This is a genomic window from Ruegeria sp. BHSA123, from assembly GCF_059613425.1.
On sequence record NZ_JBXWSL010000005.1, the window covers coordinates 139566 to 164612 of the forward strand.

Annotated in this window: 18 protein-coding genes, 1 tRNA gene, 1 pseudogene and 1 CRISPR repeat array; of the genes and pseudogenes, 14 read left to right on the forward strand and 6 right to left on the reverse strand. The window is 57.0% G+C overall.

Features of this window, described 5'->3' with window-relative positions; all coding sequences use genetic code 11:
- Window positions 1-150 precede the first annotated feature (150 nt).
- Window positions 151-534 carry a carboxymuconolactone decarboxylase family protein gene (locus AC2FNC_RS04520; RefSeq protein WP_480604617.1) on the forward strand — a complete coding sequence of 128 codons (384 nt, stop codon included), beginning with the start codon at window positions 151-153 and terminating at the stop codon, window positions 532-534.
- 6 nt (window positions 535-540) lie between these two features.
- Here the strand turns inward: AC2FNC_RS04520 and AC2FNC_RS04525 are convergent, their stop codons facing one another.
- A complete protein-coding gene (locus tag AC2FNC_RS04525; protein WP_496714706.1) occupies window positions 541-2160 on the reverse strand; it encodes a hypothetical protein in 1620 nt (539 codons plus the stop codon).
- Between the two features lie 32 nt (window positions 2161-2192).
- Window positions 2193-2504, reverse strand: a complete 312-nt coding sequence (locus AC2FNC_RS04530; protein WP_496714707.1) for a hypothetical protein — start codon at window positions 2502-2504, stop codon at window positions 2193-2195.
- Between the two features lie 68 nt (window positions 2505-2572).
- On the opposite strand from AC2FNC_RS04530, the gene AC2FNC_RS04535 reads away from it, so the two are divergent.
- The gene (locus AC2FNC_RS04535; protein ID WP_496714708.1) at window positions 2573-3514 is read left to right on the forward strand and encodes a YcaO-like family protein; all 942 of its coding nucleotides are present in this window, start codon (window positions 2573-2575) and stop codon (window positions 3512-3514) included.
- Between the two features lie 8 nt (window positions 3515-3522).
- On the opposite strand, the gene AC2FNC_RS04540 is transcribed toward AC2FNC_RS04535, so the two are convergent.
- Together AC2FNC_RS04540 and AC2FNC_RS04545 are read right to left on the reverse strand one after the other, a co-directional pair.
- The gene (locus AC2FNC_RS04540; protein ID WP_496714709.1) at window positions 3523-4731 is read right to left on the reverse strand and encodes a DUF8225 domain-containing protein; all 1209 of its coding nucleotides are present in this window, start codon (window positions 4729-4731) and stop codon (window positions 3523-3525) included.
- 184 nt (window positions 4732-4915) lie between these two features.
- Window positions 4916-6898, reverse strand: a complete 1983-nt coding sequence (locus AC2FNC_RS04545; protein WP_496714710.1) for a phosphatase PAP2 family protein — start codon at window positions 6896-6898, stop codon at window positions 4916-4918.
- Between the two features lie 433 nt (window positions 6899-7331).
- Between AC2FNC_RS04545 and AC2FNC_RS04550 the strand changes: the two genes are divergently transcribed.
- From AC2FNC_RS04550 to AC2FNC_RS04580, 7 genes are all read left to right on the forward strand, one after another.
- Window positions 7332-7421 (forward strand) — tRNA-Ser (locus AC2FNC_RS04550).
- 224 nt (window positions 7422-7645) lie between these two features.
- Window positions 7646-8050 carry a helix-turn-helix transcriptional regulator gene (locus AC2FNC_RS04555; protein ID WP_496714711.1) on the forward strand — a complete coding sequence of 135 codons (405 nt, stop codon included), beginning with the start codon at window positions 7646-7648 and terminating at the stop codon, window positions 8048-8050.
- Between the two features lie 118 nt (window positions 8051-8168).
- Complete coding sequence (locus tag AC2FNC_RS04560) at window positions 8169-9965, forward strand: DUF927 domain-containing protein (protein WP_496714712.1); 1797 nt, start codon at window positions 8169-8171, stop codon at window positions 9963-9965.
- A gap of 237 nt (window positions 9966-10202) precedes the next feature.
- A complete protein-coding gene (locus AC2FNC_RS04565; RefSeq protein WP_496714713.1) occupies window positions 10203-10604 on the forward strand; it encodes an XRE family transcriptional regulator in 402 nt (133 codons plus the stop codon).
- A 938-nt stretch (window positions 10605-11542) separates the two neighbouring features.
- Window positions 11543-12430: a LysR family transcriptional regulator gene (locus AC2FNC_RS04570; RefSeq protein ID WP_496714714.1), complete on the forward strand. Its 888-nt coding sequence runs from the start codon at window positions 11543-11545 to the stop codon at window positions 12428-12430.
- A gap of 106 nt (window positions 12431-12536) precedes the next feature.
- Window positions 12537-13160: an NAD(P)H:quinone oxidoreductase gene (wrbA, locus tag AC2FNC_RS04575; RefSeq protein ID WP_496714715.1), complete on the forward strand. Its 624-nt coding sequence runs from the start codon at window positions 12537-12539 to the stop codon at window positions 13158-13160.
- Window positions 13161-13218: 58 nt separating this feature from the next.
- A complete protein-coding gene (locus AC2FNC_RS04580) occupies window positions 13219-14115 on the forward strand; it encodes an EamA family transporter (RefSeq protein WP_496714716.1) in 897 nt (298 codons plus the stop codon).
- 692 nt (window positions 14116-14807) lie between these two features.
- Here the strand turns inward: AC2FNC_RS04580 and AC2FNC_RS04585 are convergent.
- Entirely contained in the window at window positions 14808-16838 is a 2031-nt protein-coding gene (locus tag AC2FNC_RS04585) for a hypothetical protein (RefSeq protein WP_496714717.1), read from the reverse strand.
- Window positions 16839-16856: 18 nt separating this feature from the next.
- Between AC2FNC_RS04585 and AC2FNC_RS04590 the strand changes: the two genes are divergently transcribed.
- The 5 genes from AC2FNC_RS04590 to cas2 all read left to right on the forward strand — a co-directional run bounded on the left by AC2FNC_RS04590 (window position 16857) and on the right by cas2 (window position 22332).
- Entirely contained in the window at window positions 16857-17225 is a 369-nt protein-coding gene (locus AC2FNC_RS04590) for a hypothetical protein (RefSeq protein ID WP_496714718.1), read from the forward strand.
- Window positions 17226-17294: 69 nt separating this feature from the next.
- Window positions 17295-17447 (forward strand): hypothetical protein, encoded by a 153-nt coding sequence (locus AC2FNC_RS04595; protein WP_496714719.1) that lies wholly within the window; start codon window positions 17295-17297, stop codon window positions 17445-17447.
- A gap of 221 nt (window positions 17448-17668) precedes the next feature.
- A complete protein-coding gene (gene cas9 / locus AC2FNC_RS04600) occupies window positions 17669-21004 on the forward strand; it encodes a type II CRISPR RNA-guided endonuclease Cas9 (protein WP_496714720.1) in 3336 nt (1111 codons plus the stop codon).
- Window positions 21005-21079: 75 nt separating this feature from the next.
- The gene (gene cas1, locus AC2FNC_RS04605) at window positions 21080-21991 is read left to right on the forward strand and encodes a type II CRISPR-associated endonuclease Cas1 (RefSeq protein WP_496714721.1); all 912 of its coding nucleotides are present in this window, start codon (window positions 21080-21082) and stop codon (window positions 21989-21991) included.
- A gap of 35 nt (window positions 21992-22026) precedes the next feature.
- Window positions 22027-22332 (forward strand): CRISPR-associated endonuclease Cas2, encoded by a 306-nt coding sequence (gene cas2 / locus AC2FNC_RS04610; protein ID WP_496714723.1) that lies wholly within the window; start codon window positions 22027-22029, stop codon window positions 22330-22332.
- Between the two features lie 72 nt (window positions 22333-22404).
- A CRISPR array of direct repeats spans window positions 22405-23825; the repeat unit is 36 nt; unit sequence AGCTTACCCATTCAGAATTCGAGGTCCAGCCGCAAC.
- A gap of 78 nt (window positions 23826-23903) precedes the next feature.
- On the opposite strand, the pseudogene AC2FNC_RS04615 reads toward cas2, so the two are convergent.
- Window positions 23904-25046: pseudogene (locus AC2FNC_RS04615) on the reverse strand (tyrosine-type recombinase/integrase); the annotation flags it as partial.
- Window position 25047: the final 1 nt, after the last annotated feature.

Consider the following 25047-nt stretch of genomic DNA (forward strand, 5'->3'; position numbering starts at 1 on the left):
GAAGTCGACCGGTCCTGGCCTAAAGCCACGTAGGTATATCGAGATAATGGACCAGCCACACCGGTTAAAACAGATGTGCCACTGGATAATTTCGCACTACGATCCCGCATACAACCACCACCTGACACGCTGACAAACCGGAGACCCGCAATGGCCGACTTATTTGACGAAGACCTGTTCCTGAAAGGGTTGGAACAACGGAAGAATACACTGGGCGCGGACTATGTGGAAAAGAACCTTGCAGCAGCTGACGATTTCACCCGCCCGTTTCAGGAAGCCATGACCGCCTGGTGCTGGGGTTTTGGCTGGGGGGATGACGTGATCGACGCAAAAACGCGATCGATGATGAACCTGTCCATGATCGGCGCTTTAGGAAAGATGCATGAATGGGAAATCCACTGCCGCGGCGCCATCACCAACGGGGTCACCAAAGAAGAAATACGCGCCATCATCCACGTGGTCGGGATTTATTGCGGCGTTCCGCAAGCATTGGAGTGTTTCCGCGTCGCCCGTAAAGTGCTGGAAGACAAATAAACGCCATCAAAGACCAGCTTCGGCCAACAGTCGCGCGCCTTCGTCATAGTATTTTCTGTTTTTGAAACAGCCGGGCCAGGCCCAGCGCTCGGCCGTAAATCCGGGCTGCAATTCCAGGATGCGACGGGCGTGCCGACGTGCCAGTGACTGGTTGCCTGCCGCAGCGGACAACATGCATAACACGACCCGCGCCCGCACGCTGCCGGGGTCCACTCGCAAGACATTATGCGCGTGCTGCCATGCTGCCTTGTCTTCCGAGAGGGCAAGGGTCATTGACAAGTTCGCCTCGATCCAGATCGGCGGGTGCGGAGTTAACGCAAGAGCTTGCCGATACGTGGCTATTCCGTCCTCAAGCCGGTCGTCATACATCAACAAGACACCATAATAGCCCAGCAATTCGGGGCTGCTGTGGAACCGCTCAAGAACCTTGCGCATCAGCTGGCAAGCCTTGGCAGTATGGCCAGCAACATTTTGGGTAAACGCTTCGAGCGCGGCACAATAGGGATCCGCCGGGTGTTTTTCACGCATGATGGCGCAGTCGGCCTCGACCAGAGCCAGCGTTTGTTCCGGCGAATCTTCCATGCCCAACCGGATCAGGTCCAGGCGGCAGAAACCGACAGCGATCCGCGCAGGCAGATAGTCCGGATCGCGCTGCAAACAGACCTCATACTGGCGGATGGCACGAAACAGGCCGTCCTTGGTCGTAAGGCTTTCCTGAATGCGGCCATTCTGAAATGCCGTCCAAACTTCGGTGGATGTAGCGTGTGCTGACCAGATATCGGACCAGTGACCATCCCGCAGCCGCAACTGAAGCGCTTCGACAACTTTCATTGCGATTTCTTCAACGGCGTCAAACGTATCCTTTTCCCGAAACCGGAAACGTTCGGTCCACAGGCACACCTGATCCACAGTTGACGTCAATTGTGCTGCCACGCGCAGCCCTTCGGCCCCTACCACGCTGCCGCTTAGCATATAACCGTCGACAGGCCCTTCCTGTCTTCGCGCATCGCGCAATTCAATGACATCCGACAACGTGCCCAAAAGGAAAAGCAATTCGTCCCGGATCGAGGCCGCCGCCACGTTGATGTTGTTATCGTCACCAATTACTTCAAACGGCTCGACAACAATTGCTGGTCTCTGGCGCCCCCAATGGGATGGAAAGCGCGCGCCAACCGGAACGGGCGCGTTTTCATCAAAACCAACATCCCAATAAGCTTGCCGTTCAACGGCCAACCAGTCTTCAAATTCCGGGTCTGCAACATCCAACCCTTCCAGAAGCTCGGCGCGATCCGGTTGAAGCGGTTCATCAAACAAATCAATTTCAAGCGCTTTCAGGTCGATGGAGACATTCTCGCGCCCGATGTCCAGAAACCCCAGACCGAACCCGGCCAGATGCTTGGTCAGGATACTAAGTTCCTTGCGCAACGATGCCGCACCCTGTGCGGGTGAGCTTTTGCTCCAAAGCTTGTCTTGCAGCCAGGCCCTGCTGCGAACAGCATTTTTAGATAACAACACCAAGGCGAGAAGCGCTTTCGCCTTGGTGCCGCGTGGTGTTGCATCCTGGCCGTCGTCGCAAATCACCTGAAACGGACCGGTCAGGAATATCTTGGTTTTTGCCTTACTCAAATAAACTCCTCAGGCAAGTTCAGACACTGCGGTCAGGAACCACAGCCATAAACGACAATGCCACCCATCGCTTCATAGGCCAGCTTGCAGCACCATGACTGGTGATCGGGATTTGGGTCTGGCTCTTTTTCGCTCAGATCGGGGATGACAATGTGAACCCTGTCCTTGGAATCATAGACGAACTCCACCGCAGGATTACCGACATCCGAAAGGATGTCATGTATCTTCTGCTCAGACGCATCGCGATCTTCTGGCGACCCCAGCGCGTTGCTCCGGGCGGCGTTCAAAACTTCACACCCAAGATCCTTAAGTGTGTATTTCGGATTAATAGTCAAACGAGCCATACTAAAAGTCCTTTCTTAACAACCACAACCATTTGTATAACCCGTTACATACCTATCCGGAAACAAAAATGACCGACGCGCTGATTGAACTGGCCGAAAACGCAGGGCTTATTTCCAGACCTTCTTTTGCTGAATTTCCCAAAGGTGCTCCGATCCACACCGCCTTTCGCATGATCAATTTGCGAAACGGAACAGTGCCACCCGCTGGCGCAATGAAACATCGCGTGTCCTTCGGCACTGCGCGTAACCGGAACGAAGCCGCACGGCTTTCGGGTTTCGAAGCGATCGAACGTTATGCGCTGCAATACAGCGCGGATTCGCCTGAAACCCGCGAGAGCCTGATTTCATCGGACGGTGCCACGCATTTTCTGCCACGTGATGCCCTTGCTCTGGGTGCGCCGGGCAGCGACGGGCAGATCACGTCGAAGGGGGGCGCAGCGGGACCAACGCATGAGGCCGCTGCGCTATGGGCCTCGCTCGAATGTCTGGAACACGCGCTTGGACCACGTGGGTTCGACCAGGTGTTGCCCGAAACAGCGCTGCCGCGCGATCTGACCCGCTGGCTGAACACCTACCTGCGCAATCTGAGCGTTCACCTTCGCGTGGTTCCGGCGGTCGGCTTGCTACTGCGTGCGGTCTGCGCCGATGCGGATGGCGGGCGGCCAACCTATGGAACGGCTTTTTCCGCCGATCTAGCGACAGGTGTCTGGCACGCGGCATGCGAGGCGGTTGTGTCCTGGCGCAATATGGTGACGCTTGACCACACCGGCGTGACAGATGACGCGATGAATGAGGAACAGGCACGCTTGTTCCGACTGTATCGCGGCGCGCAAACCGATCGCCCGCCAACTCCGGCATCCTCTTTCGATGTGGATGCCTGGCAAAGCCCCGGCCCGACGCTAATGGCTGTATTGACAGCGGCGGCCAACGCTGCCGGGCGTCCGATTGCCATATTCGATATGACGGCGCCGGAAATACCTTTGCCCGTGGTCAAAGCCGTGCCGGTTTGAAACCTTTGTCAGTGACTGAATTGGCGAGTTAGCGCTACGTTGCCAAAGACCTCGGTTTCGGTCCGGTCCGCAAATTCAGAAATCTGTTTGCATCGTTTGGTTTCTGGAAGCCCACAAACGATGTCGCCTGGATCAACAGGCGGGACTTCAACAAATTCGACCCTTGTGATCGCGCGTGGTTTGGCCGCTACTGTTATCAAGGGGCCAACTTCGATCAGGCTGGCAAGCGCGTAACCCGACACAGGCCGTGCGGTTGGCCCTGTTCCCATGGTGATATCGTCCAGAAACCGGGGATCATCGTCGCCCGGCCCGAACTCAAGGCGCATGGGCATTCCAGCTTCACCGCGCGGATAACGCACCCAATCTGTCGGCACATTCACCGCATCCACGAAGAGTTCGGAAATGTGAAACGCCCGAAAATAAAGCCCCAGAGGATTCACGAATGCCATCGCACGCCCTGTCGGTGTCGCCGCGCCCATGGAGAAGGCCAGATCAAGGGCTTCACCCGCCAAACCAGATCCCGCATGGCGACAATACAGATCCTGTCGGTTGGCAAAATGTAACACCTCACAAAGCCGCGCGGGCCTTCTGCTTTCGCCATGGCCGACAACATAGGGGAATGAGGAAAGATGCATTGTGGCGATCAGGTCGCTCAGGCTGTTTGTCTCTGTGGTCATGAACAAAGCATGTTCGATATTCAACGGATGCTCTGGTGGATGGGCAAAATCTGTTCCCACCAGTCTTTTGTGAAAACGAGCGATGCGTTGAGGCACATCCATCTCGCACCAATCTGCTCGCGAAACCTCGAACAGCTCTTCGCAGGAATATGAACATCTGGATACGGTTTCGACGACCGAAAGGAAGTGATTCAGATCGAACACTGCCATGGTTCTCCACCACTCCATCAGTTCGGTCGTGGCGACAAAGCGCTTCGGCCGCATTTTGCCGTCGGAATCGGGACGTAAAATCAGCACATATTCTAAAAATTCATTGTGCAGTTCAGCCCGGCTTGCCCATCCCTGATCCGAAAGACTGGCGGCCAGCTCCTCGCCCAGACAATCCCGGGGTTCGCGCGGGTTGGCAGACCATTTGAACCCCGTCGATATCTGACCGTCGAAGATGTCGTCTGGGTCCATGACCAAGAACGGGCTCACTCCATTGCCATCGAACATCCCTTCAATTCTCGAGTTCCAATCCGACAGGGCAGCTTCACTCACCCCCCTATCGGCGCAACCTGGCGATTGAAAAACAGCCATCACCGAACACCGATCCGTATCTGAAATGCAGGGCTGATCTGCCATCAATAATTGCCACGGCAGTTCCAGCCTGGTTCGAGAGATCATCATCGTTGACGGGCACGGAAGCATCATGAAAAAACTCCCTCCGAAAAAATCTGAAACCTCATCCGCCCCAACCTGCCTGCTCTGGCAGATGGCGGGTCCACCACAACTCAGGCGAACTATTGGCAACGTGGATTTCACTGCCAGAAGACCGATTACCCAAGATGCTGAGATGATCGCCGTCAAAAGTCTCAAGCGACACTTTCGATGACGCCGGTGATTTTGCCATATGCTCTGCCAGTATTCCGACCGCGATACGCTCACCCATCCGGATACTGTCGAAATAATCGCTGTAGAAATGAACGCCCGCCAAGTTGCGCCCAAGTGCAATATTCGCAGCGAGCTTGTTTAACTCGCCATTTAGCGTCAGGCAGTCTGCACTGTCTTCCGGTCGGGTCGAGTTGTTCAGGGTCTTACCCCCCGCAGCTGGCACAAGGACCCGAGGCAGACCAGCCGCAGCCAAAGATACCCGTGATCCATCCAAAGCGTGCGTTCTGAAGAAAGCTTTGAGCACAGTGACGCATGCCCCGGCAACGGCACCATGAGCCGCCCCATAAGACGGGTGCATTGGCGAGCCTTCGGGATAAGCAACCGGCAGCAGCAAGTTACGGTCATTTTGCGGCAGGCCCTTATGGGAAATGGCGTTATGCGCAAACCTCTTCACCGAAGGCGAGGCGGCGATTGCATCCATAAGACTGAAACCTTCGCTTGCCGCAGCTTCGAGTTTTCTCAGATGAGCCGCGGCAAATGACTCGGCCGCGCCAAGAGTTGCGCCGTGACCGTTTGCCATCAAACTCGTCACACTGCCCAGCTTTTCAGGCCGGGCACGATTGTGCACCTGAAACGTCTGACGTTTCGCGGCCCTCAGGGCCCGTGCCCCGGCTTCCGTCAGCAGGGACAAAACATGCGCGCCGCCCCAGGTAGAGCCAGGATCACGCACACCGGCATATCCATCCTCAGGCAGACCTTCGTCTGTCGGAGTGCCCTGTCCAAGCATCAGCAGGCAGGCATTGAAAAAAGTCTGATAAATTCTGTCAAAATGCACGTAAGAGGCAAGGTCGCGCGGTGTTTCAATGAATTTCGTTCCGTCGCTCTCAAAGGCTTGTTCGGCCGTCGTGTCCGCCCCGTTCTGAACGTCCAGCCACTCAGCCCAATCCCGCAGATAGTCCACGCCCGCCGCCTGCGGCAAGATCTTCTGGTCGATCCTCAAAGCGCCGAAGGGAACAGGCCCGGCGGCCATTGCCAGCGTCAGCTTATGCTTCTGCCGGCGCGCTTGATCTGCTGTCAGTGGATCGTGGCCTTGTACCAGGAACTGCGACAGATACGGCCCCTGCGCACAGCCCTGCGAGCAACCACGAAACAGGGTTTGAGGGGTCAGGCCGCCACCATCCCGAACCCGCCGCGCCGCCGAAACCTTTCCAATCTCAGCGCCATCGGCGTCCCGAGGGCTGCCATCGCGCCGGAACCATTCCAACTGACCAAGGGCACCAGCCACGTTGGCCGCATCACCGACACCATCCCTGATGGATTCGAACGGTACATCCCGCAGAATGGCCATCGCGTAGATCTCGGCCATCTCCGCCGCCAGCTCATCCGAGCCAAGCCGGGGCGCGGGGGCAATACCCAAACCCCCGGCGTCACATCCGTTGAGACCAAGCCGGTGGCCCAGGATTGGCCCTTCCCACGCACGCCACCTAAATTCACCACCCTCTGATGGCGCGGTGCGGAAGGGCCCGGAGTAGGCTGGCATGTCGAACAACGCCAACCGATTGCCAAAATTGTCGGTGCAGGTCGGATCAGCCACTTCTTCCAGAAACTCGGTATAGACCTGCGCGTCGACAATTCCGTTTACGTCATGACGCAACCCCTTCGAGAAATTCGTGGGCCATGTTCCTTCAAAAAGGTCCGATTCACCGTTGTGATCCTTGAAAACCTCCTGAGAGGAACGCGCCAACACACTCAAACGGCTTCGACCCCGGCCTACCTTTTGATGGGCTTCATAAGGGTTCTGCCATGGTTCAGACGGAACGGTATGTTGCGACATGATGTTCTCCTCATCGACACCAGAACGAATCGCATCACGGCGTTACCGGATCGTGACTTCCAAAAAGGGAATGTGTTTTCTACTTTTTTTCAATAAGTTGCCAGCTTCACGCCGGCGTACAGAACGCTATCACGCAAAAAACCGTGACCCGGTCTCACGTTGCAAAGCCAACCGAGCACTTGAACGCCGCTGTAGACTTGCCACGTCTCAGATTCTCGCAAACCAGGCCAGATGCCACAGGCAAGGCCCGCGATTCTAAAGACATTGCGAACTGCATCAGTCCGGAAGAAAGTGAACCAGTTCGTACCAATGGTGGATGCAAACCGGTGCGATTCCGTTCTATTTCAAAGAGTTCGGATGGATCTGTAAAAAAAACCAAACACTGCGGAATTGACCTTGTATTTCCGTTGCTTGCACGGATATACCCGTCGGCGGAGACGTGGCCGAGTGGTCGAAGGCGCTCCCCTGCTAAGGGAGTAGGCCCGGAAGGGTCTCGAGGGTTCGAATCCCTTCGTCTCCGCCATAAAACCGTATAACTTATTGATTTATATATGTTTGATGGCTTAAAGTAATTTCTTGCCATCATAATTGCCACCAAAGATACTTCTATTGATTGCAACAAAAAGCAACGTTTTGCTGTTCCGTCGATTCTTAGACTGACGTGGTTCTCATTCTGTTGGGCCGTTCTGCTTCTTCGACGATGTTTCGTATCGGTTGCGATGCCGGACGCAATGCCGACCTCCAAGTATGGAAAAACCGAATTCGCACAGAATTCTCTCGAATTCTCATGCGGATCGGGAAAAAATCTGCTATACGCAAACCATACAACAACATGCACCCGAGTTGCCTCTGCCGGACCAGTTGAACTGTCCGAAGCGGGTAAAATTTGTATGCCTAAACTGGAGATCTGCGATTGTGACTGCCCCCGCGAATACCCTCTACCTTTCTGTTGACCAGGTTGCGCATCGTTTTGGCGTATCCAAGGACTCGATTTGGCGTTGGAAGCGCAAGGGCGACTTCCCTGCGCCTGTGAAGTTGGGTGGGACTACCACCCGTTGGCGTCTTGCCGATATCGAGGAGTGGGAAGGCCAGCTCGCGTGTGGTCTCATCTGTAGCCTGGATTTCGATCCGAGCGCCCTCTTGGCAAGCTGACAACCGGCTCCTTTCCATCATCATAAACCAGCCCCGAACCTCAGCGGGGCGCGGTGCCCTATGACGGCGCGGCTACTGTCGCGGCGATCGCCCCTTCTTGTCCAAAAGAGACTTCACAATGACCGATCAGAACACCCCTTTCAGTGCCGACTCCTACATTGAAAACGTCGTGCATTTTCCCTCGCGTGCAGGGTCGTCGGCAAGTGCTAAACCGGGCGCAATCATTGAGGTGACTCCCGACGGTATGCCGAGTAATTTCTCACTGAACGCTGATGGCATCTACCAGTTGCGGCCGGGGGAGGATGACGACCTGGTGCCGGTGCGGATTTGCTCACCGTTGATTGTCAAAGGGATGTGCCGGTGGCCGAAAATGGGTGGCTGGGGTCGCGTCGTGTCGATCGAGGATCCGGACGGGAATTGGAATGAGGTGATCCTTGAAGCTCGGGATGTTTCGAAGAAATCCGCCGCGGCACTGAGTCCCTTGTTCGATCGTGGGTTGGAATTGGCGCCCGTAGAGAAGGCAGTGCAGGGCGTGTCAGAGCTGTTAGCGACCTGGAGGCCGGCGGCACGGTATCTGCGCTCGGATCGGCTGGGATGGGCTGATAGTAGCTTCAGCGCCTTCACACTGGGGGATGGCCGAGTGCTTGGCGAAGGACTTGTGGTTACCGATACCGTTTCGGATGATGTCGCCGCCGCGATGCATGCAAGGGGCAGCCTGGAAACCTGGCGAGCGGCTGTGGCAGAGCCCTGCATCAGTAACCCGCTGATGATTCTGGCGCTGTCTCATGCATTCACCGGGCCGCTCCTGTCGGTGCTGGGGCGCGACGGCGGCGGCTACCACCTGCGTGGCGCCTCCTCTCGCGGAAAATCTACGCTGCTGGGGGTGGCTGCTTCGGTTTGGGGGGCACCGTCCTTGGTGCAGAGCTGGCGCGGCACTGACAACGGGATCGAAGGGATTGCTGCGGCCTGCAACGACAGCTTGCTGGTGCTTGACGAGCTCCACCAGGTGGAGCCGCGTGTAGCGGGAGAGATCGTCTATATGCTTGCCAATGGTCGCGGAAAGATGCGCATGGGTTCCAACGGCAAAGCCCAGCAGACCAAGCGCTGGTCAGTGCCAGTTCTCTCGAGTGGGGAGCTTTCTCTTGAGGAGCATATGGCGAGTGGTGGTCGCACCATGTATGCCGGTCAGGACATCCGTCTCATCGACCTCGCGGCCGATGCCCGACAGCATGGTGCCTTTGACTGTTTGCACGGCGCGACAGACGGACGGGCATTTGCTGAGCAAATGCAGCGAGCGGCGCGCGAGAACCATGCTGTGGCCGGCCCTGTGTTCGTCATGAAACTCATGGAAAGTCTGAACCAGCACGACAAGCTTCAGCGAGTTTTTGATGGTTTCTGTCACTTGTGGGGGAATAAGGCTGATCTTCCACCCGACGGTCAGGTCCAGCGCGTTATGGGGCGGTTCGCTATTGCTGCGCTTGCTGGCGAGACTGCGACGAAATTTGGGCTCACCGGCTGGCCCTGCGGCGCGGCGCAGTCGGCTGCGTTCGAGCTCTTCCAGGGCTGGCTCGATGCGCGCGATGGTGCCACCCGTGCCGAGATCAACGAAGCTGTGGAGCGGACCCAGTCCTATGTATTGAAAAACCTGGAGCGTTTTGCAGTGGTCGGCACTGGAATCGGTGAGAATCTTGACGGCTGGCGGGATCAGGACTGGTTCTACGTCACACCTGAGTGTTGGCGTCGGATCCATCAAAACGGCGATGCGGTTGAAATTGCGCGCATCCACAAAGCCGCCGGCCTTCTGAAGACGCAAAAGGGGGATGGGTTGCAGTTCAAGATGAGCCGCAAGGTGTCTGGCCGCCCTAACGTATATGCAGTCAGGGCTTCGGCACTTGTTAGCACTGAGGGAAGTTGAAGGACGATATTGGAACCGGTGCGCACCAAACAGACGCGTTCCGGTTTCGACTTGGACCACCCGGACCGGAAGCCTCAACATCGATATGATGGTGTATCAGGATTTGCCCGGTCCGAGCGGTCCGAGCGGCCCGAGCGCTCCAATCATCTTAGTTCCATCCCGCCACTCGTTCCCATTCTCATCGTCGCTATAGAGAAGACGTGCAGCGCATGCTGCGTCACATCTGAGAAGGTAGCGATGACTATGAAACCTTATGTTGACACCCGGCTGGCGAGGTATGTTGACCGCCGGGTGCTTGAACTGAAGCCCCAAAAATCCCAGTCGCAGATAGCCAGCGAGGCAGGCTTTCCGAACCCGAATATGGTGACAATGATCAAGCAAGGCACGTCAAAGCTGGCGTTGGATCGTGTGCCCAGTATGGCGCGCGCTCTGGATTGCGATCCGGCATTTTTGATGCGCCTGGCCTTGGAGCAGTCTGCTGGCGACACGGCGGCCTTGGCCATTGTTGAGGTGTTCGGCACCCCGGTCACGGCGAACGAGCTTGGTTGGCTGCAAGAGATCCGTGACGCATCCAAAAACGACGTTCCGCGGATTACCAGTAGAGCCCGTGCCGAGATCAGGGCAATCTTTGAGAGGTAGGCATTATGGAAGGCCAGAACGATCTAACCCCTAACGAGCGCGCCTGGTTACGCTTCTTGCGCGAAGTGAGTAACGACAGCGACCCCAAGCCCACATTGCGCCGGGTGCATCTCTTGCGTCGCCTTTGTCGACCTCACAAAGAAAAATGGAAAGGTTTCTCGAGATAGCGACGAGGAATGGCTGGTCCGCCTTGCCTCGCCGGATCCCGCGCAACCTCAGAGGTTGCATAAAGTTGACAAAGGTTTACATCGCGACGGCCGGGATGGACGGAATGTAAACCTTTCACCCCTCAAAACAGCCGATTTCGGGCCAAAAGGTTTACACTAAGTTTACATTAAGTTGACAAATCCGGACCGAAATCAGGTTTTTTCCAGAAAAATGTAAACCTTTGATCGAAACAAACCCAATAAAACATGGCTCTCCGGAATCTACATATCCCAACACAGGCCAGAAAAGCGCGCGCAGCGACGAAACACAGGCCATCTAACACCTGACACACAGAAGAAGACGGACGCAACTCAGGCCAGAGCACAGCGCTCCAGAGACAAAACCTCATACAGTGCATAAGCACAGGTCTAAGCCAGGCAGTGTATTGAGCGTCTCCGAAGCAGAGAAACCGACGATTGCTAATTGTGGGGGAATAGTCGTGAATAGTGAGCTGCACCGCGTAGAGGCTGACTGTGCCTTGATATACAAAGTAGTGCTAGGTCAGCCCTAAAAGCTGGTTGTCTAATAGAGAGGCTGGTGATGGGGAGATTGTAGGGAGGAGCTCTCAGAACCGAGAACTGTTCCCGAGCTCCAGTTCACAGGTGTGATGGATGCTCCCCAAACAGAACTGAATTAGATCAGCTCAAACTTAAAGAATGTGAATTTGGGCATGATTTAGATCCGATCTATCGCGTATCACGTCATAAGCAGCTTTTTCGAAGGGTCATAACTTGGACAAACTGTCAGTCATGCAAGCTTTTCGCCGTATCGTTGAACGCGGTAGCTTTGCCCGTGCGGCGGAAGACCTTGGTGTTTCTCCTGCGCTTCTCAGTAGAGAAATCAAGCTTCTGGAAGAGAGCCTGGGAACCGTTCTTCTCACCAGAACGACGCGATCCATGTCACTGACGGACACCGGCAGTCTCTATTACCAAGATGCAATTGGAATTCTCGACGCGGTCGAAAAAACGGAACAGACCATCAGGGAAGGCTCAAAAGCGATGCGTGGGCACCTTCGGGTGAATGCGTCAAGTTCCTTCGGCCAAACCGTTATCGCACCGATGCTTCCAGAGTTCTTGGAAACCTATCCTGATCTGCGATTTACGCTTTCGATGGACGACAAGGTGATCGATATGGTCGAGGGCGGGTTCGATCTGTCGATACGCATCCGTGCCGCGATGCCGGATTCGGCACTTGTTGCCCGACGGATTGGCGTGATGCGGCAGAGAATATTTGCGTCTCCTGACTACTTGGAGCGATGCGGGACACCGACCCAGCCGGCGGATCTAAAAAATCACGCGATCATCGGCTTTTTGCTTGCTGATCATTTGTCGAGCTGGAAGCTCTCGGCCGCCGAAGGTGTCACAACATTAGAGCTTGATCCGCGCGTGCGGGTCGGCAACAGCCTCGTTTTGCGAGATCTGCTGATAGCGGGGCAAGGTATCGGAACACTGCCCGAGTTCGTCTCTGACGCTCCCGAAGCCAGCGGGGCCTTGGCGCGAGTTCTTCCTGACCACGAACTGCCCGCGCCGGAAGTATTCGCCGTTACAGCATCTCGCTTGGGAATGGACGCAAAGGTTACAGCCTTTCTTGATCATCTGCGCCTGGCTCTCAGGTCCTGACATTATTCAATACAGGTAAAGAGTGATGTCAAAGAGCGCGACTTAATTGGCGGCGCAACAAATTCCATTCTCTCAGGGAACAAGTCGCAGCCCTGAGAGGTATCCTATGTCACGTATTCTCGTTCTCTACTATTCAAGCTATGGCCACGTCCGCGCATTGGCCGGTGCCGAGGCCGAAGGTGCCAGAAGTGTTCCCGGCACCGAGGTTGACGTCCGGCGCGTGCCCGAAACTGTCCCTGAAGAAGTCCGCCAGCAGGCCGGCTATGTCGTCGATGATACGCCTGTCGCCTTGCCGACAGATCTGGAAAACTATCATGCAATAATTTTAGGAACACCGACCCGATTTGGCATGATGGCTGGCCAAATGAAGTCCTTCCTGGATCAGGCCGGAGGGCTTTGGGCCAGGAATGCACTGGTTGGTAAGGTCGGAGCGGTCTTTGCATCAACAGGTTCGCAACATGGCGGGCATGAGGCCACCCTTCTGACAACGCAAGTCCCGCTTCAACACTTTGGGATGCTGATTGCCGGAATGCCCTACACATTTGCTGGCCAGACTACATCAGAAGAAATCATTGGCGGCGCACCATATGGTGCCGGAACGATCGCCGGTGCTGATGGTTCCCGCACGCCTACCGAAACTGACCTGGCCGGAGCGCGTTTCCAGGGCGCGCATGTTGCAAGGATTACAGCGTGCCTCGCTGGATCAAACCTCCAAGCGGAAGCAGCGTAACCCGCGCGCCTCTGACGTCTCACTCAACTTTTCCAACGCCTCAGCCGGGAGACATACCATGTCACGCTCAACCGATATTCTGCTCACTTCACTCGCCCCAGCGGTATGGGGAAGCACTTATCTGGTAACTACGGAAGCGCTCCCGGCAGGCTATCCTATTACCCTGGCTGCGTTACGAGCTCTGCCTGCTGGCTTGTTGTTGCTTGCAGTGACGCGCTGCGTTCCACCACGCGAATGGCTCGGTCGAACTTTCGTCTTAGGCAGCCTCAATTTCGCTCTGTTCTGGGTGCTCCTCTTCGTTGCTGCGTATAGGTTACCCGGTGGTGTGGCCGCCACCCTGGGATCGTTGCAAGCAATGATCGTGATTTTGATGGCGTGGGGATGGCTGGGAACCCCAATCCGACTTGGTGCACTCGGCGCCGCCGCGACTGGCGTAATGGGTGTTTCCCTGCTGCTTATCGGACCAGAAGCACAACTTGATTGGATCGGTATAGCAGCGGGTTTGGGAGGAGCCGCGTCAATGGCTGCTGGCACTGTTCTCAGCCGGAAATGGCAACCTCCGGTCTCGGCGCTTAGTTTCACAGCGTGGCAATTAACAGCCGGTGGTTCGATACTGCTGCCAGTTGCACTGTTCCTTGAGCCGCCTCTACCTGCGCTCAGCGCGACAAATGTCGCCGGCCTTATTTGGCTTGGCTTGATTGGTGCTGCAGCTACTTATGCTCTTTGGTTCCGGGGTATAGCACGTCTGGAGCCCAGTGCAGTCTCGATGCTCGGCATGATGAGTCCTGTTTCAGCTGTCGTGCTCGGCTGGGTATACTTGGGGCAAACGCTTAGCCTCACTCAGTCAATAGGAGCAGCCATAGTTATTGGCTCTGTTGTGGTCGGCCAGAGCGTGAGTCGAAGGGACAATTCGGGTGTGAAAAAATGGAGACCAGCAACAGCTGGATCTGCTTGATGGGTTTGAGTCGCAAACAATGGGCCCGATCACGCAAGTGGGCGAGGAATGGCTCAGCGCCTCGCTCATGCCCGTTCGCCAGACCTCTAGAATGTCGAAGTCCTAGGTTTTCCCACGCGCAGCGAAGGGGATGGGTTCTGGTGCCGCGGCATCTGGACGATCCAAACCTCCCTTAGCTTTTGTTGCGTTGTGGGCGATCGATCCAAAGCGCTGAGAGCGCTCAGGGCTTGCGTTTCTATTTCAGTGCTGTCGTGATCAAAAACTACGTTGGATGCTGTCAGCGAGCACCCTAGCCAGCCCAGTGATCTTCCTCGGCGGGAAACGGAACCGACATCAGCTCCTAGCGCTGGTAACTCCGAGCATACGATTAGCTCCTAAGCACACCAATTTGACATCAATTTATCGGATTAAGGAGTGGCAAGATGCTGATCCCACGAGGGATGAAAGCACTGAATGTTCAGTAAACGCTTACTTTGAGGCGTTTTGCCGCCCATCGCCGCGCCTGCGACCGCGGATCGCCCTAATAACTAGGGGAACCCTTCTTCTTATACACCATACCTACACATCACACACTAAGCATACTCCTCACCTTGCATCACGCTGAAGACAGATGCGCAGGCGTCGAGGTCGCGGCGCTGGCACAATACGTCGAACTTGATCACTCGGCCCCTAATTCGCTTCGCGCGCTGAGCCTATTTCCAGGAGAAGCAGGTCCATCGACGCTGTAGTTCATCAAGCGCTTTCCCGACCACGTCATTCATCTCCTTCCAGCTTACCAGTCCTCGGCCTTCCAAATCATTCTTGCGGCCCATTTTCTGGCCGCCGCGTCGCCGCTCCTCACGTTCCTCAAGCGCTCGTGCGCGGTTCCTCAACTCTATCCCGTAGACGCCGCGTGTCCGCATCTGGATTTGTGCGTCGTCAAATAAGTGTTGAAAGGGCTCAATCTCAGCGAGCTTGAAAGAAAGAAAGGGCATGGCCAATTTTCGGAACGAAACAGACGCCAGGTCGATCACGTTGTCTAGCCCTTCCTTTCGAAGTGTGTCACCTCCGGAAATCGTAACCTCAATCCGTGCACGGCGCTCTGGACCTTGCAGGTCTTCCTTAGTTTGCTTTCCAGGGTTTCGACGGTTGGCGATCTTGTGCTGGATACTGACCTGGTATGCTGAGTTTTCGGCGCCCTTCCAGATTGTCGAGTTCAGGTAAAGATCTCGTCCGGGACGGGTGGCCAGCAAGTGCTTTCGAACATCCGGATCGTCGAGGTCGCAATCAGAGCCGGATGTCGTTTGCCTCTCCTTCGCGAAGAAGTAGTCTGTCTTCGCTTTATTATTGGCTTCCAGATAGAACTGTCTCGCATCCGCATTACGTGGAACAGGCAGACAGTGACGATGAAAGAGGCTGTGCTTTGCCCAATGATGGCGCTGTAGTAGCCCAACCATCTTCTCTCGGAACAGAATTGCCTCTTCCGGAAATCCGCTATTGCGCGGGTAGAAGTCGATGGAAATCTCGATCAGATGAAAATTGACCTCACCATCGATCCCATGGGCGTCTCGGATCACGTTAAGAATGACAGAAAGCAATTCCGGGTCGGGATCTTGGATCAAGACTGCGAAATAGTGACCTAAAGGTTTCGTGGAGTTTAGTCGCGGAAGAGAGGCGCGCCAGTCTCGCTTGTTGATTTGCTTTCTTAAGTCATGTGCGAAAATCTTTGAGCCCGTCGCCTCGAAAATCTTATTGTTGAGATAATGAGGTGCCGTTGGGGTCGTTGTCTTAACCAGGAGCACCAGCCGGTCGACCAACGCCTCGACCATCCAGTTGCCGCGTATGGTGATTTCCGGGACCAAAACGATCTTGTCTTTCCGACCCTCGCGGACCGTGCCGCTCGTTGATGTAGAAGACACCGAAGTCGGCTTGTATCGCAGTCGGGATGGCGGCAGCGAGCTTCCGGTGAGGTTGCGATATTCATCCTCCTGCGCAGACGACGAATAACGTAGCTCGATATCGAATGGTGCCAGATCTGCCGGCACTGGCGTCACTGACTCCGCCATCGCGGAGACGTTCGCTTCTGGTCGAGGCGTGTTTTTGCGGGATATCGCCTCCAGAACTCTCGTGATTTCCTGCGATTCCCAAATCTGCTTGCCGTCAACCACAAAGGCTCCGGACTGCATGTGCTCTAGGTAGGCGGATAGGATACGCTTCATTGACCGCAGGCGCGTATCGAAAAACGAAGGGTCTTTCAGATCACCGAACATACCTTCCCATCGTAATGCTAGGTCTCGTTTTGTGATTTCCTTCTTGCGACTTTCCCGAGTGGCATGGGCGAGGCCGAGCTCTTGGAGTTTAGGGCGGACTCGCAACTCATTCATGGCAATTGCGACGCATTTCAGGATCACGCGTGGGTCCGGCTGCTTTCCGCCATGTTTCTTCATCCCGGCTTGTCCTTCGAGAAGAAGCCAGCGTCCGAAGGCGGCGAGTTCCGCGTGCCTGTGAAGCTTCCCTTTTGACGAGATTGCACCCGAGAGATTGGCCGGCGTGTTCTTCTCGGCATCTGCTTTTCGCCGAGCCACGGTTGTGTTGAGGCGAAGAATGAAGCTTTGATCAGAAATCTCTTCTGAAAGCTCGCCGATTTCGAACAGGGCGGAGGCGGCCGCAAGACGTTGGGCGCGTGGCTTGTGAACGGCTTTTTCCGACGCAGTATTGCTATTGGACATGAGGATGTTCTTCATCTGGGACGACAGCGGTCTATGCCGCTGGGCAGCTATGCTCAAGCTGCACTGTCAAATTTCTTTACGCCGAGAGCCGCATTGCGGCGGGCAAGCGATCTGACGCGAAGCAGCTGCAATCGTGCTTGCGCTTCCGATCGCGACGTAACATCCTATACGAGAAAAGAATTTGCGGCATTCATGAGCAACAACGACATCAAGAGCTCGGGCAGTTTTGTTTGGTCAATCGCTGAACTTCTCCGATGCGATTTCAAGCAATTCGAGTGTGACAAGGTCGTGTTGCACTTAGTGGTGTTGCATCGTCGCGATTGCATCCTGGCGCCGACCAAGGATGGTGTGTTCTCATTGGCTGAGACCCTCCCGGTCGACATGGACGAGATCGTCCGGTAGCAGATCCTCTATGCCGCCAGCGGCGATCACGTCAGCGCCTACAACACCAGCCGATTCACTATTGCAACGATGCTCCAGCAGCAGGCGAGTAACATCCACAAGAACCTCACCGACTTCATCACCAAGTTCTCGCCCACCTACGGCAACCGGGGCACGACCGATCGCAGCCTCGGCCGAATCGCGAAAGAGATGGACGAAGCCGGTTTACGGCCGCCACGCTGATCTGAGGCCTATGGCGAGTTGGAGCGCGCGGACCTGATCTGTTTCAAGGTCAACTCGGTCACCGAGCTCGATCGCATCCTGGATCATCAATAGGTGGGGGCATGAGCGCGCTTCGCGGGATGTGATATGACAAAAATGGGCGCAAAGGAAAGGCGGGCCGTGGCCCGCCTTTCAATTTGGTGCAATCGAGTGCTTGTTAACGGCTCGACCACGAATTCTGAATGTTGTTGGATATTATCATTTCCCAGCTATTGCTGCAATATCATCTTGCAGTTGAATTGTTTCTTCAGGAGATTGTCTCCATTCGGAGGGTAATTTTCATGCGGCTTGGTCTCGATATTGGCACGAACTCCATTGGCTGGTGGCTCTATGCAACCGATGGCGAAAACATTACCGAAGTTATCGACGGTGGGGTGCGGATATTCTCAGACGGAAGGGATCCCAAATCCAAGGCTTCGCTGGCCGTTGACCGACGCGCCGCCCGGGCCATGCGTCGGCGGCGCGACAGATACCTGCGCCGCCGCGCGTCGTTGATGCGCAAGCTCGCCGACGCCGGGCTGATGCCTGCCGACCCGGTCCAGGCCAAGGCGCTTGAACTTCTTGACCCTTATGAGCTTCGCGCCACCGCGCTCGATGATCCGTTGCCCCTGCACCACCTTGGCCGTTTGCTTTTTCACCTCAATCAACGGCGCGGTTTCAAATCGAACCGCAAGACGGATCGCGGCGACAATGAAAGCGGCACGATCAAGGATGCCACAGCGCGGTTGGATCAGGAAATGGCCATCAAGGGGGCCCGGACCTATGGCGAGTTTCTTCACATGCGCCGGGCCGCCGCCCCCGATCCGCGCCGTGTGCCGTCGGTGCGCACTCGGCTGACTGTTGCAAAACGCGGCGGGCCGGATACCAAGGAGGAGGCCGGTTACGATTTCTATCCCGATCGCCGCCATCTGGAGGATGAATTCGCGCAGATATGGGAGGCGCAGGCGGTGCATCAACCTGAGGTGCTGACGAACGAACTGCGCGAGGCGGTTTTCCAGACGATCTTCTACCAGCGCCCTCTCAAGGAACCCGAGGTCGGCCTTTGCCTATTCTCGGGCCATCACGATGTGCCGTCGGACGAGCGTCGCCTACCCAAGGCGCATCCGCTGACCCAGCGCCGCGTCCTCTACGAGACCGTCAACAACCTGCGCATCACCGTCACTGGCCGTGAAAGCCGCCCGCTAACGCGGGAGCAGCGGGATACGATCATCCACGCGCTAGACAATAAGAAACCGACCAGGACGCTCGCCTCCATGGCGATGAAGCTGACCGCACTGGGCAAGGAGGTGAAGCTTGCCCCGGGGGAACGCTTCACGCTGGAAACGGCCAACCGTGACGTCATCGCCTGCGATCCCGTGCGCTCCTCTCTGCGCCATCCGGAGCGCTTCGGGCCGAACTGGTCGACGCTCGATCCCGACACGCAATGGGAAGTGATACGCCGCATCCGCGCAATGCAAAGCGAGACCGAATTCGCTGCGCTGGTCGACTGGTTGATGAGCACACACGGTTTGGAACGCGCGCAAGCCACCGCCACCGCCAATGCCCCCCTTCCAGAGGGCTATTCCCGCCTCGGGCCGACCGCCACGCGACGCATCCTTGCCGCGCTGCAATCAGATGTGCTGACCTATGCATCCGCCGTTGCAGCCTGCGGCTGGCACCATTCCAATCATCGCACCGGCGAAGTTCTGGATCAGCTTCCTTATTACGGCGAGATCCTCGAGCGTCACGTCATCCCCGGCAGTTTCGAAGCCGCCCGGCACGATCCGGTCAAGCAGGCCGCCGACTACTTCGGCCGGATCACCAACCCCACCGTGCATATCGGCCTGAATCAGCTCCGCCGCCTGGTGAACCTCATCGTCACCGTCCATGGCAAGCCCGACCAGATCGTCGTCGAACTGGCGCGCGAGCTGAAGCAGTCGGAAAAGCAGAAGGCCGAGATCAATCGCAAGAACCGCGACAACCGCGATAACGCCGAGCGCCGCAGCGCTCAGCTGGTCGACCTAGGACAGCCGGATACAGGCGCCAACCGGATGCTCCTGCGCCTCTACGAGGATCTCGGACCCGCCATCGGCCCGCGGCAGTGCCCCTACACTGGCAAGCCGATCAGCGTCGAGATGCTGTTCAACGGCACTTGCGATATCGACCACATCCTGCCCTATTCCCGCACCCTCGACGACAGTTTCGCCAACCGCACTATCTGCCTGCGCGAAGCCAATCGCAGGAAGGCGAACAAGACTCCGTGGGAAGCCTGGGGCGATACTGAAGAATGGGACGCCATCGAGTCCAACCTCAAAAACCTCCCCGACAACAAGGTATGGCGCTTTGCCCCCGACGCAATGCAGAGGTTCGAGGGAGAGAACGATTTCCTCGACCGAGCTCTCGTCGATACGCAATATTTGTCACGGCTGGCGCGGACCTATCTTGACGCACTCTATACCCAAGGCGGCCATGTCTGGATCGTGCCCGGTCGCCTGACTGAAATGCTGCGTCGCCACTGGGGGCTGAATTCCCTGCTGCCCGACAGGGAAGGTGCCGGCAAGGCCAAGAACCGCACCGACCACCGCCACCACGCCATCGACGCCGCCGTCATCGCCGCCACTAGCCGCAGCCTGGTCAAGAAGATTGCAGACAGCGCCGGACATGATGAGGAAGACGGCAAATCCGCGGAGGAAGTCGCTCGCTCTACCCCCGAACCTTGGGAGCACTTCCGCACTGACATCGGCAGCCAGTTGGATCGCATTATCGTCTCGCACCGCGCCGATCATGGGCAGATCGGCAGGACAGCGCGAAAGCAGGGACGCGACAGCACCACCGGGCAGTTGCACAACGACACTGCCTATGGAATCGTCGATTCGCAGACTGTGGTCAGTCGCACGCCGCTCCTATCGCTCAAACCTGGCGACATCGAGGTCACCACCAAGGGCAAGAACATCCGCGATCCGCTGCTTCAGCGCAAACTCGCCCTCGCCACCATGGGCAAGGACGGCAAGGTTTTCGAGGGCGCCCTGCGCGCTTTCGCGGACCAGCCCGGCCCCTATCACGGCATCCGGCATGTCCGCCTGATCGAAAGCCTGCAATCCTCGGCTAGGGTCGAAATCGACGGGCCGGACGGCACCCCGATCAAGGCCTATAAGGGCGACAGCAACCATTGCTATGAAATCTGGCGCCTGCCCGATGGCAAGGCCGTGGCCCAGGTGATCACCACGTTCGAGGCGCATGGCAACACGAACCGGCGCCCTCACCCCGCCGCCAAACGCCTGCTCCGCATCTTCAAACGCGACATGGCGGCGATCCAGATCGGGGGGCAAACGGTGATCTGCTACGTGCAGTCGATGCACGTGAAGAACGGACTCTACATGGTGCCCCATACTGAGGCCAACGCGGATGCGCGAAACCGCGACGGTTCCGACCCGTTCAAGTTCTACCAGATGTCCGCCAACTCGCTCCTCAAGGCGCGCATCCGCCGTGTTTTCGTGGATGAAATGGGTAGGTTGCGCGATCCGGGTCCCGCAACCTGATCTTGCTCAGATCCGGCAAGGTTCGCGCGAATCGAAAAATTGTGCCATTCTTCCAACGTGTTGGGAGTGCAACAAATGGATCAGATTATAGATATCACCACCGACGGGCGCCACCTGTCGCGCGATCGGGGCTTTCTCAAGGTGTCGGAAGGCGGTCGGGAAATCGGTCGCACGCCGCTTGACCAGATCGCCGGTGTCATCGTCCATGCTCATGGCACCACATGGTCGACCTCTTTGCTGACCGAACTGGCGGATCGGGGAGCGCCGGTGGTGCTCTGTGGGGCCAACCATGCGCCCCGTTCGGTTCTCATGCCGCTCGAGGGTCACCATGCTCAAGGCGGCCGGATCCGTGCTCAGTGGCAAGCAAGGCAACCCCTAATCAAGCAGGCCTGGAAACAGGTCGTCACGGCCAAGATCGCCATGCAGGCCGCCGCCCTCGCCGCCATGGGAGAGACCGACGCACCGCTGCGCATGATGCTGCGCAAGATCACCTCGGGGGACAGCACCAATATCGAAGCTCAGGCCGCCCGCCACTACTGGCCTCGGATGATGGGAGAGGCGTTCCGCCGCGACACCGACGCCCCCGATGTCAACGCCTTGCTGAACTATGGCTACACCGTGCTGCGCGCGGCTACGGCACGTGCCATCGTCGCCGCCGGGCTGCATCACTCGATCGGATTGCACCACTCAAACCGTGGCAATGCCTTCGCCCTGGCCGACGACCTGATGGAGCCTTTCCGTCCGCTTGTCGATTGCGCCGCGCGTCATATCGCGCTGGATCACGGGCCACAGGTTGACACCCTCGCCAAGCAGACCCTCGCCCGTCTGATCGCCATCGACCTGCCTCTTGGCGACGGCCTCACGCCGGTCTCGGTCGCCTTGACCAAATTGGCCACATCGCTCGGGCAGAGTTTCGAGGCAGGAAAGCTGTCCCTTGCCTTGCCGCGTCCGCCCGACACGCTCACACTCGCGGGGCTGGGCCGATGAGCGTGAAACCCGAAGTTCTATCAGGATACCGGATCATGTGGATACTTGTGATGTTCGACATCCCGACCGATACGAAACCGCAGCGCAAGGCCGCGACCGATTTCCGGAATTTCCTGCTGGACGAGGGGTTCGAGCGCAGCCAGTTCTCGGTCTATGCCCGCTTCGTCAACGGCAAGGAGTCCTTCCAGACCCGGGTCAACCGAATCGGGCGCAACCTACCGGAGATGGGCGACATCCAAATCCTGAACTTCACCGATCGGCAGTATCGTGATATCGTCCACTTCTCGGATCAGGGCCGCCGCAAAGCCCGCGAAAATCCACAGCAACTGGTGATGTTTTGACCGATTCGCGCTGGAAATTTCAGCTAGTAGCCGAGAATGCTCCTGTAAAAACAATAACATCCCCGGCGATCTAGCTTACCCATTCAGAATTCGAGGTCCAGCCGCAACATGCGTCGGGTTTGAATCCCGAAGGCTTCTAGCTTACCCATTCAGAATTCGAGGTCCAGCCGCAACTGATGCCCATCAGGTAAGCAACAAGGGAGCAGCTTACCCATTCAGAATTCGAGGTCCAGCCGCAACAAATATCCCGCTGCACTGGCGGCAGCTTATAGCTTACCCATTCAGAATTCGAGGTCCAGCCGCAACAGGGCCTTGAGGTGAGAAAATGAGCAATTTAGCTTACCCATTCAGAATTCGAGGTCCAGCCGCAACGATTGACGCTGTGCGGATTTTGCGGATTGTAGCTTACCCATTCAGAATTCGAGGTCCAGCCGCAACAAGATAATGTGGCGACGTTTGTTCGTAGAAGCTTACCCATTCAGAATTCGAGGTCCAGCCGCAACACCGTAGACGGGTGTGTAGCCGAGTTCGTTAGCTTACCCATTCAGAATTCGAGGTCCAGCCGCAACAATGCAGCCGCCGCATATACCCTGACATCAAGCTTACCCATTCAGAATTCGAGGTCCAGCCGCAACTGAAGCGATGGCCGTGGCTCTCGCCACCCAAGCTTACCCATTCAGAATTCGAGGTCCAGCCGCAACTGACGGCCAGCCCGACGCTACGCTGGTGCGAGCTTACCCATTCAGAATTCGAGGTCCAGCCGCAACATGTTCCCCGTCAAGAAGTGGGCCGCAGAGAGCTTACCCATTCAGAATTCGAGGTCCAGCCGCAACCTTCGGTCCCTGCCGAAAGTGTCCGCGATGAGCTTACCCATTCAGAATTCGAGGTCCAGCCGCAACAGCCCAACCCGGAGGGGTATCTCACATGAAAGCTTACCCATTCAGAATTCGAGGTCCAGCCGCAACTAAACCGCGCCCACGTCCGGATCGTCCAACAGCTTACCCATTCAGAATTCGAGGTCCAGCCGCAACACGGACATTGACGCCCTGTTCGTGGGCACCAGCTTACCCATTCAGAATTCGAGGTCCAGCCGCAACTACTTGTATCCGTGACCGATTTTCTTGACGAGCTTACCCATTCAGAATTCGAGGTCCAGCCGCAACTCAGGAACCCTGGGCGTGAATGAAAATGTCAGCTTACCCATTCAGAATTCGAGGTCCAGCCGCAACACGGTCAGGTGTGGGGTGCGTCGGTATCCTAGCTTACCCATTCAGAATTCGAGGTCCAGCCGCAACTTTGCGGGCGATGATAGCTTGATCGGTCCCAGCTTACCCATTCAGAATTCGAGGTCCAGCCGCAACTTCCACGATGAACAAGAACAATACGACCCGAGCTTACCCATTCAGAATTCGAGGTCCAGCCGCAACAACACAACGGCGTCACCGTCGAGATCAAGCAGCTTACCCATTCAGAATTCGAGGTCCAGCCGCAACGACTTTTGGAATCAAAAACTGCGCCCATTCTTCCATCATCTCCCGCCGCTTCTCGACCATGTCGCCGCGCCTATACGCGCGTTCCACATCACTACCGACATTGTGCGCGAGTGCCATCTCGGCCATGTCTCGAGGGTAGTTAGTGCGCTCGGCAGCCCAGTCCCTGAAGCTGGAGCGCAGACCATGTGGCACTGCTGGTCGACGCGAGCGGGCGTCAAGGAAACCCGGGCGATCCTCCTTTTCCTCGGCAGCTTGGATCCGGCGCATCACGGCAGAGATAGTCATGTCGGACATCTGACCATTCTTTGGGGACGGGAAGACATAAGGGCAGTCCATCAGGCGCGGCTGGTCAGCAAGAAGGTCGACCGCAGCGGCGGAAAGTGGCACACGATGCTCGCGCCCGACCTTCATTCTCTCTCCGGGGATTGTCCAGATGCCATTGGCCAGGTCGATCTCATCCCAAACCGCGCCTCGCACTTCGCCTGATCGAGACGCGGTCAGTGTCAGGAACTCCAGCGCTCGGGCTGCGATACCCTCCCTAGTGCGCAGCACGTGGAACCACTCCTCGATCTCTTCCAGGGCGACGGCCGGATACCTGTTCTCCTTCTGCACCTTGTTGGGCGAGGGGAGGATCTGTTGCAGGTTGCCCTTCCACCGCGCTGGGTTCTCACCCTCGCGCAGCTCCATTACCTTGGACCAATCCAGGACCGCCTCGATGCGCTGGCGCACGCGCGATGCGGTCTCGTTCTTCGTGCTCCAGATCGGGCGCAGGACGGCTAGGATATCCTCGACTGAAATGATCGCGACAGCCTTATCGCCGATCACAGGGAAGGCGTAGGTGGTCAGCGTCGAGCGCCACTGTTTGATGTGCTTGACGTTCTTTAGCTCGCCTTGCACTTTCTCCTCGTAGTAGCGTTCGAAAGCATCCTCGAAGGTGGTGCGCTGTCTTTGCTCGACAGCGAGTGCGGCACGCTCGATCTGGCGCTCCTCAACCGGGTCAATGCCAGCACTGATCTTGCGCTTCATCTCCAGCGCTCGTTCGCGCGCTTCTGCGAGAGATACCTCTGGATAAGGTCCGAGGCCAATATGTCTGCGGTTGCGTCCAACCGTGACCCGGAATATCCATGATCTGGCCCCGGTATCAGTAATGTTCAGGCTCAGTCCGGCGGGGGTTCCACCGACCGCGTGGCGGCCTGGCTCTGATAGTCTTTTTACTTGGATC

Bases quoted from the DNA above. Each gene is read 5' to 3' on its own strand.
- AC2FNC_RS04535 (WP_496714708.1), top strand. From the start codon at position 2,573: ATGACCGACGCGCTGATTGAACTGGCCGAAAACGCAGGGCTTATTTCC.
- cas2 (WP_496714723.1), top strand. From the start codon at position 22,027: ATGTGGATACTTGTGATGTTCGACATCCCGACCGATACGAAACCGCAG.
- AC2FNC_RS04580 (WP_496714716.1), top strand. From the start codon at position 13,219: ATGTCACGCTCAACCGATATTCTGCTCACTTCACTCGCCCCAGCGGTA.
- AC2FNC_RS04590 (WP_496714718.1), top strand. From the start codon at position 16,857: ATGCCGCTGGGCAGCTATGCTCAAGCTGCACTGTCAAATTTCTTTACG.
- AC2FNC_RS04520 (WP_480604617.1), top strand. From the start codon at position 151: ATGGCCGACTTATTTGACGAAGACCTGTTCCTGAAAGGGTTGGAACAA.
- AC2FNC_RS04530 (WP_496714707.1), bottom strand. From the start codon at position 2,504: ATGGCTCGTTTGACTATTAATCCGAAATACACACTTAAGGATCTTGGG.
- cas9 (WP_496714720.1), top strand. From the start codon at position 17,669: ATGTTGTTGGATATTATCATTTCCCAGCTATTGCTGCAATATCATCTT.
- wrbA (WP_496714715.1), top strand. From the start codon at position 12,537: ATGTCACGTATTCTCGTTCTCTACTATTCAAGCTATGGCCACGTCCGC.
- AC2FNC_RS04545 (WP_496714710.1), bottom strand. From the start codon at position 6,898: ATGTCGCAACATACCGTTCCGTCTGAACCATGGCAGAACCCTTATGAA.
- AC2FNC_RS04565 (WP_496714713.1), top strand. From the start codon at position 10,203: ATGACTATGAAACCTTATGTTGACACCCGGCTGGCGAGGTATGTTGAC.
- AC2FNC_RS04560 (WP_496714712.1), top strand. From the start codon at position 8,169: ATGACCGATCAGAACACCCCTTTCAGTGCCGACTCCTACATTGAAAAC.
- AC2FNC_RS04555 (WP_496714711.1), top strand. From the start codon at position 7,646: ATGGAAAAACCGAATTCGCACAGAATTCTCTCGAATTCTCATGCGGAT.
- cas1 (WP_496714721.1), top strand. From the start codon at position 21,080: ATGGATCAGATTATAGATATCACCACCGACGGGCGCCACCTGTCGCGC.
- AC2FNC_RS04585 (WP_496714717.1), bottom strand. From the start codon at position 16,838: ATGAAGAACATCCTCATGTCCAATAGCAATACTGCGTCGGAAAAAGCC.
- AC2FNC_RS04595 (WP_496714719.1), top strand. From the start codon at position 17,295: ATGCTCCAGCAGCAGGCGAGTAACATCCACAAGAACCTCACCGACTTC.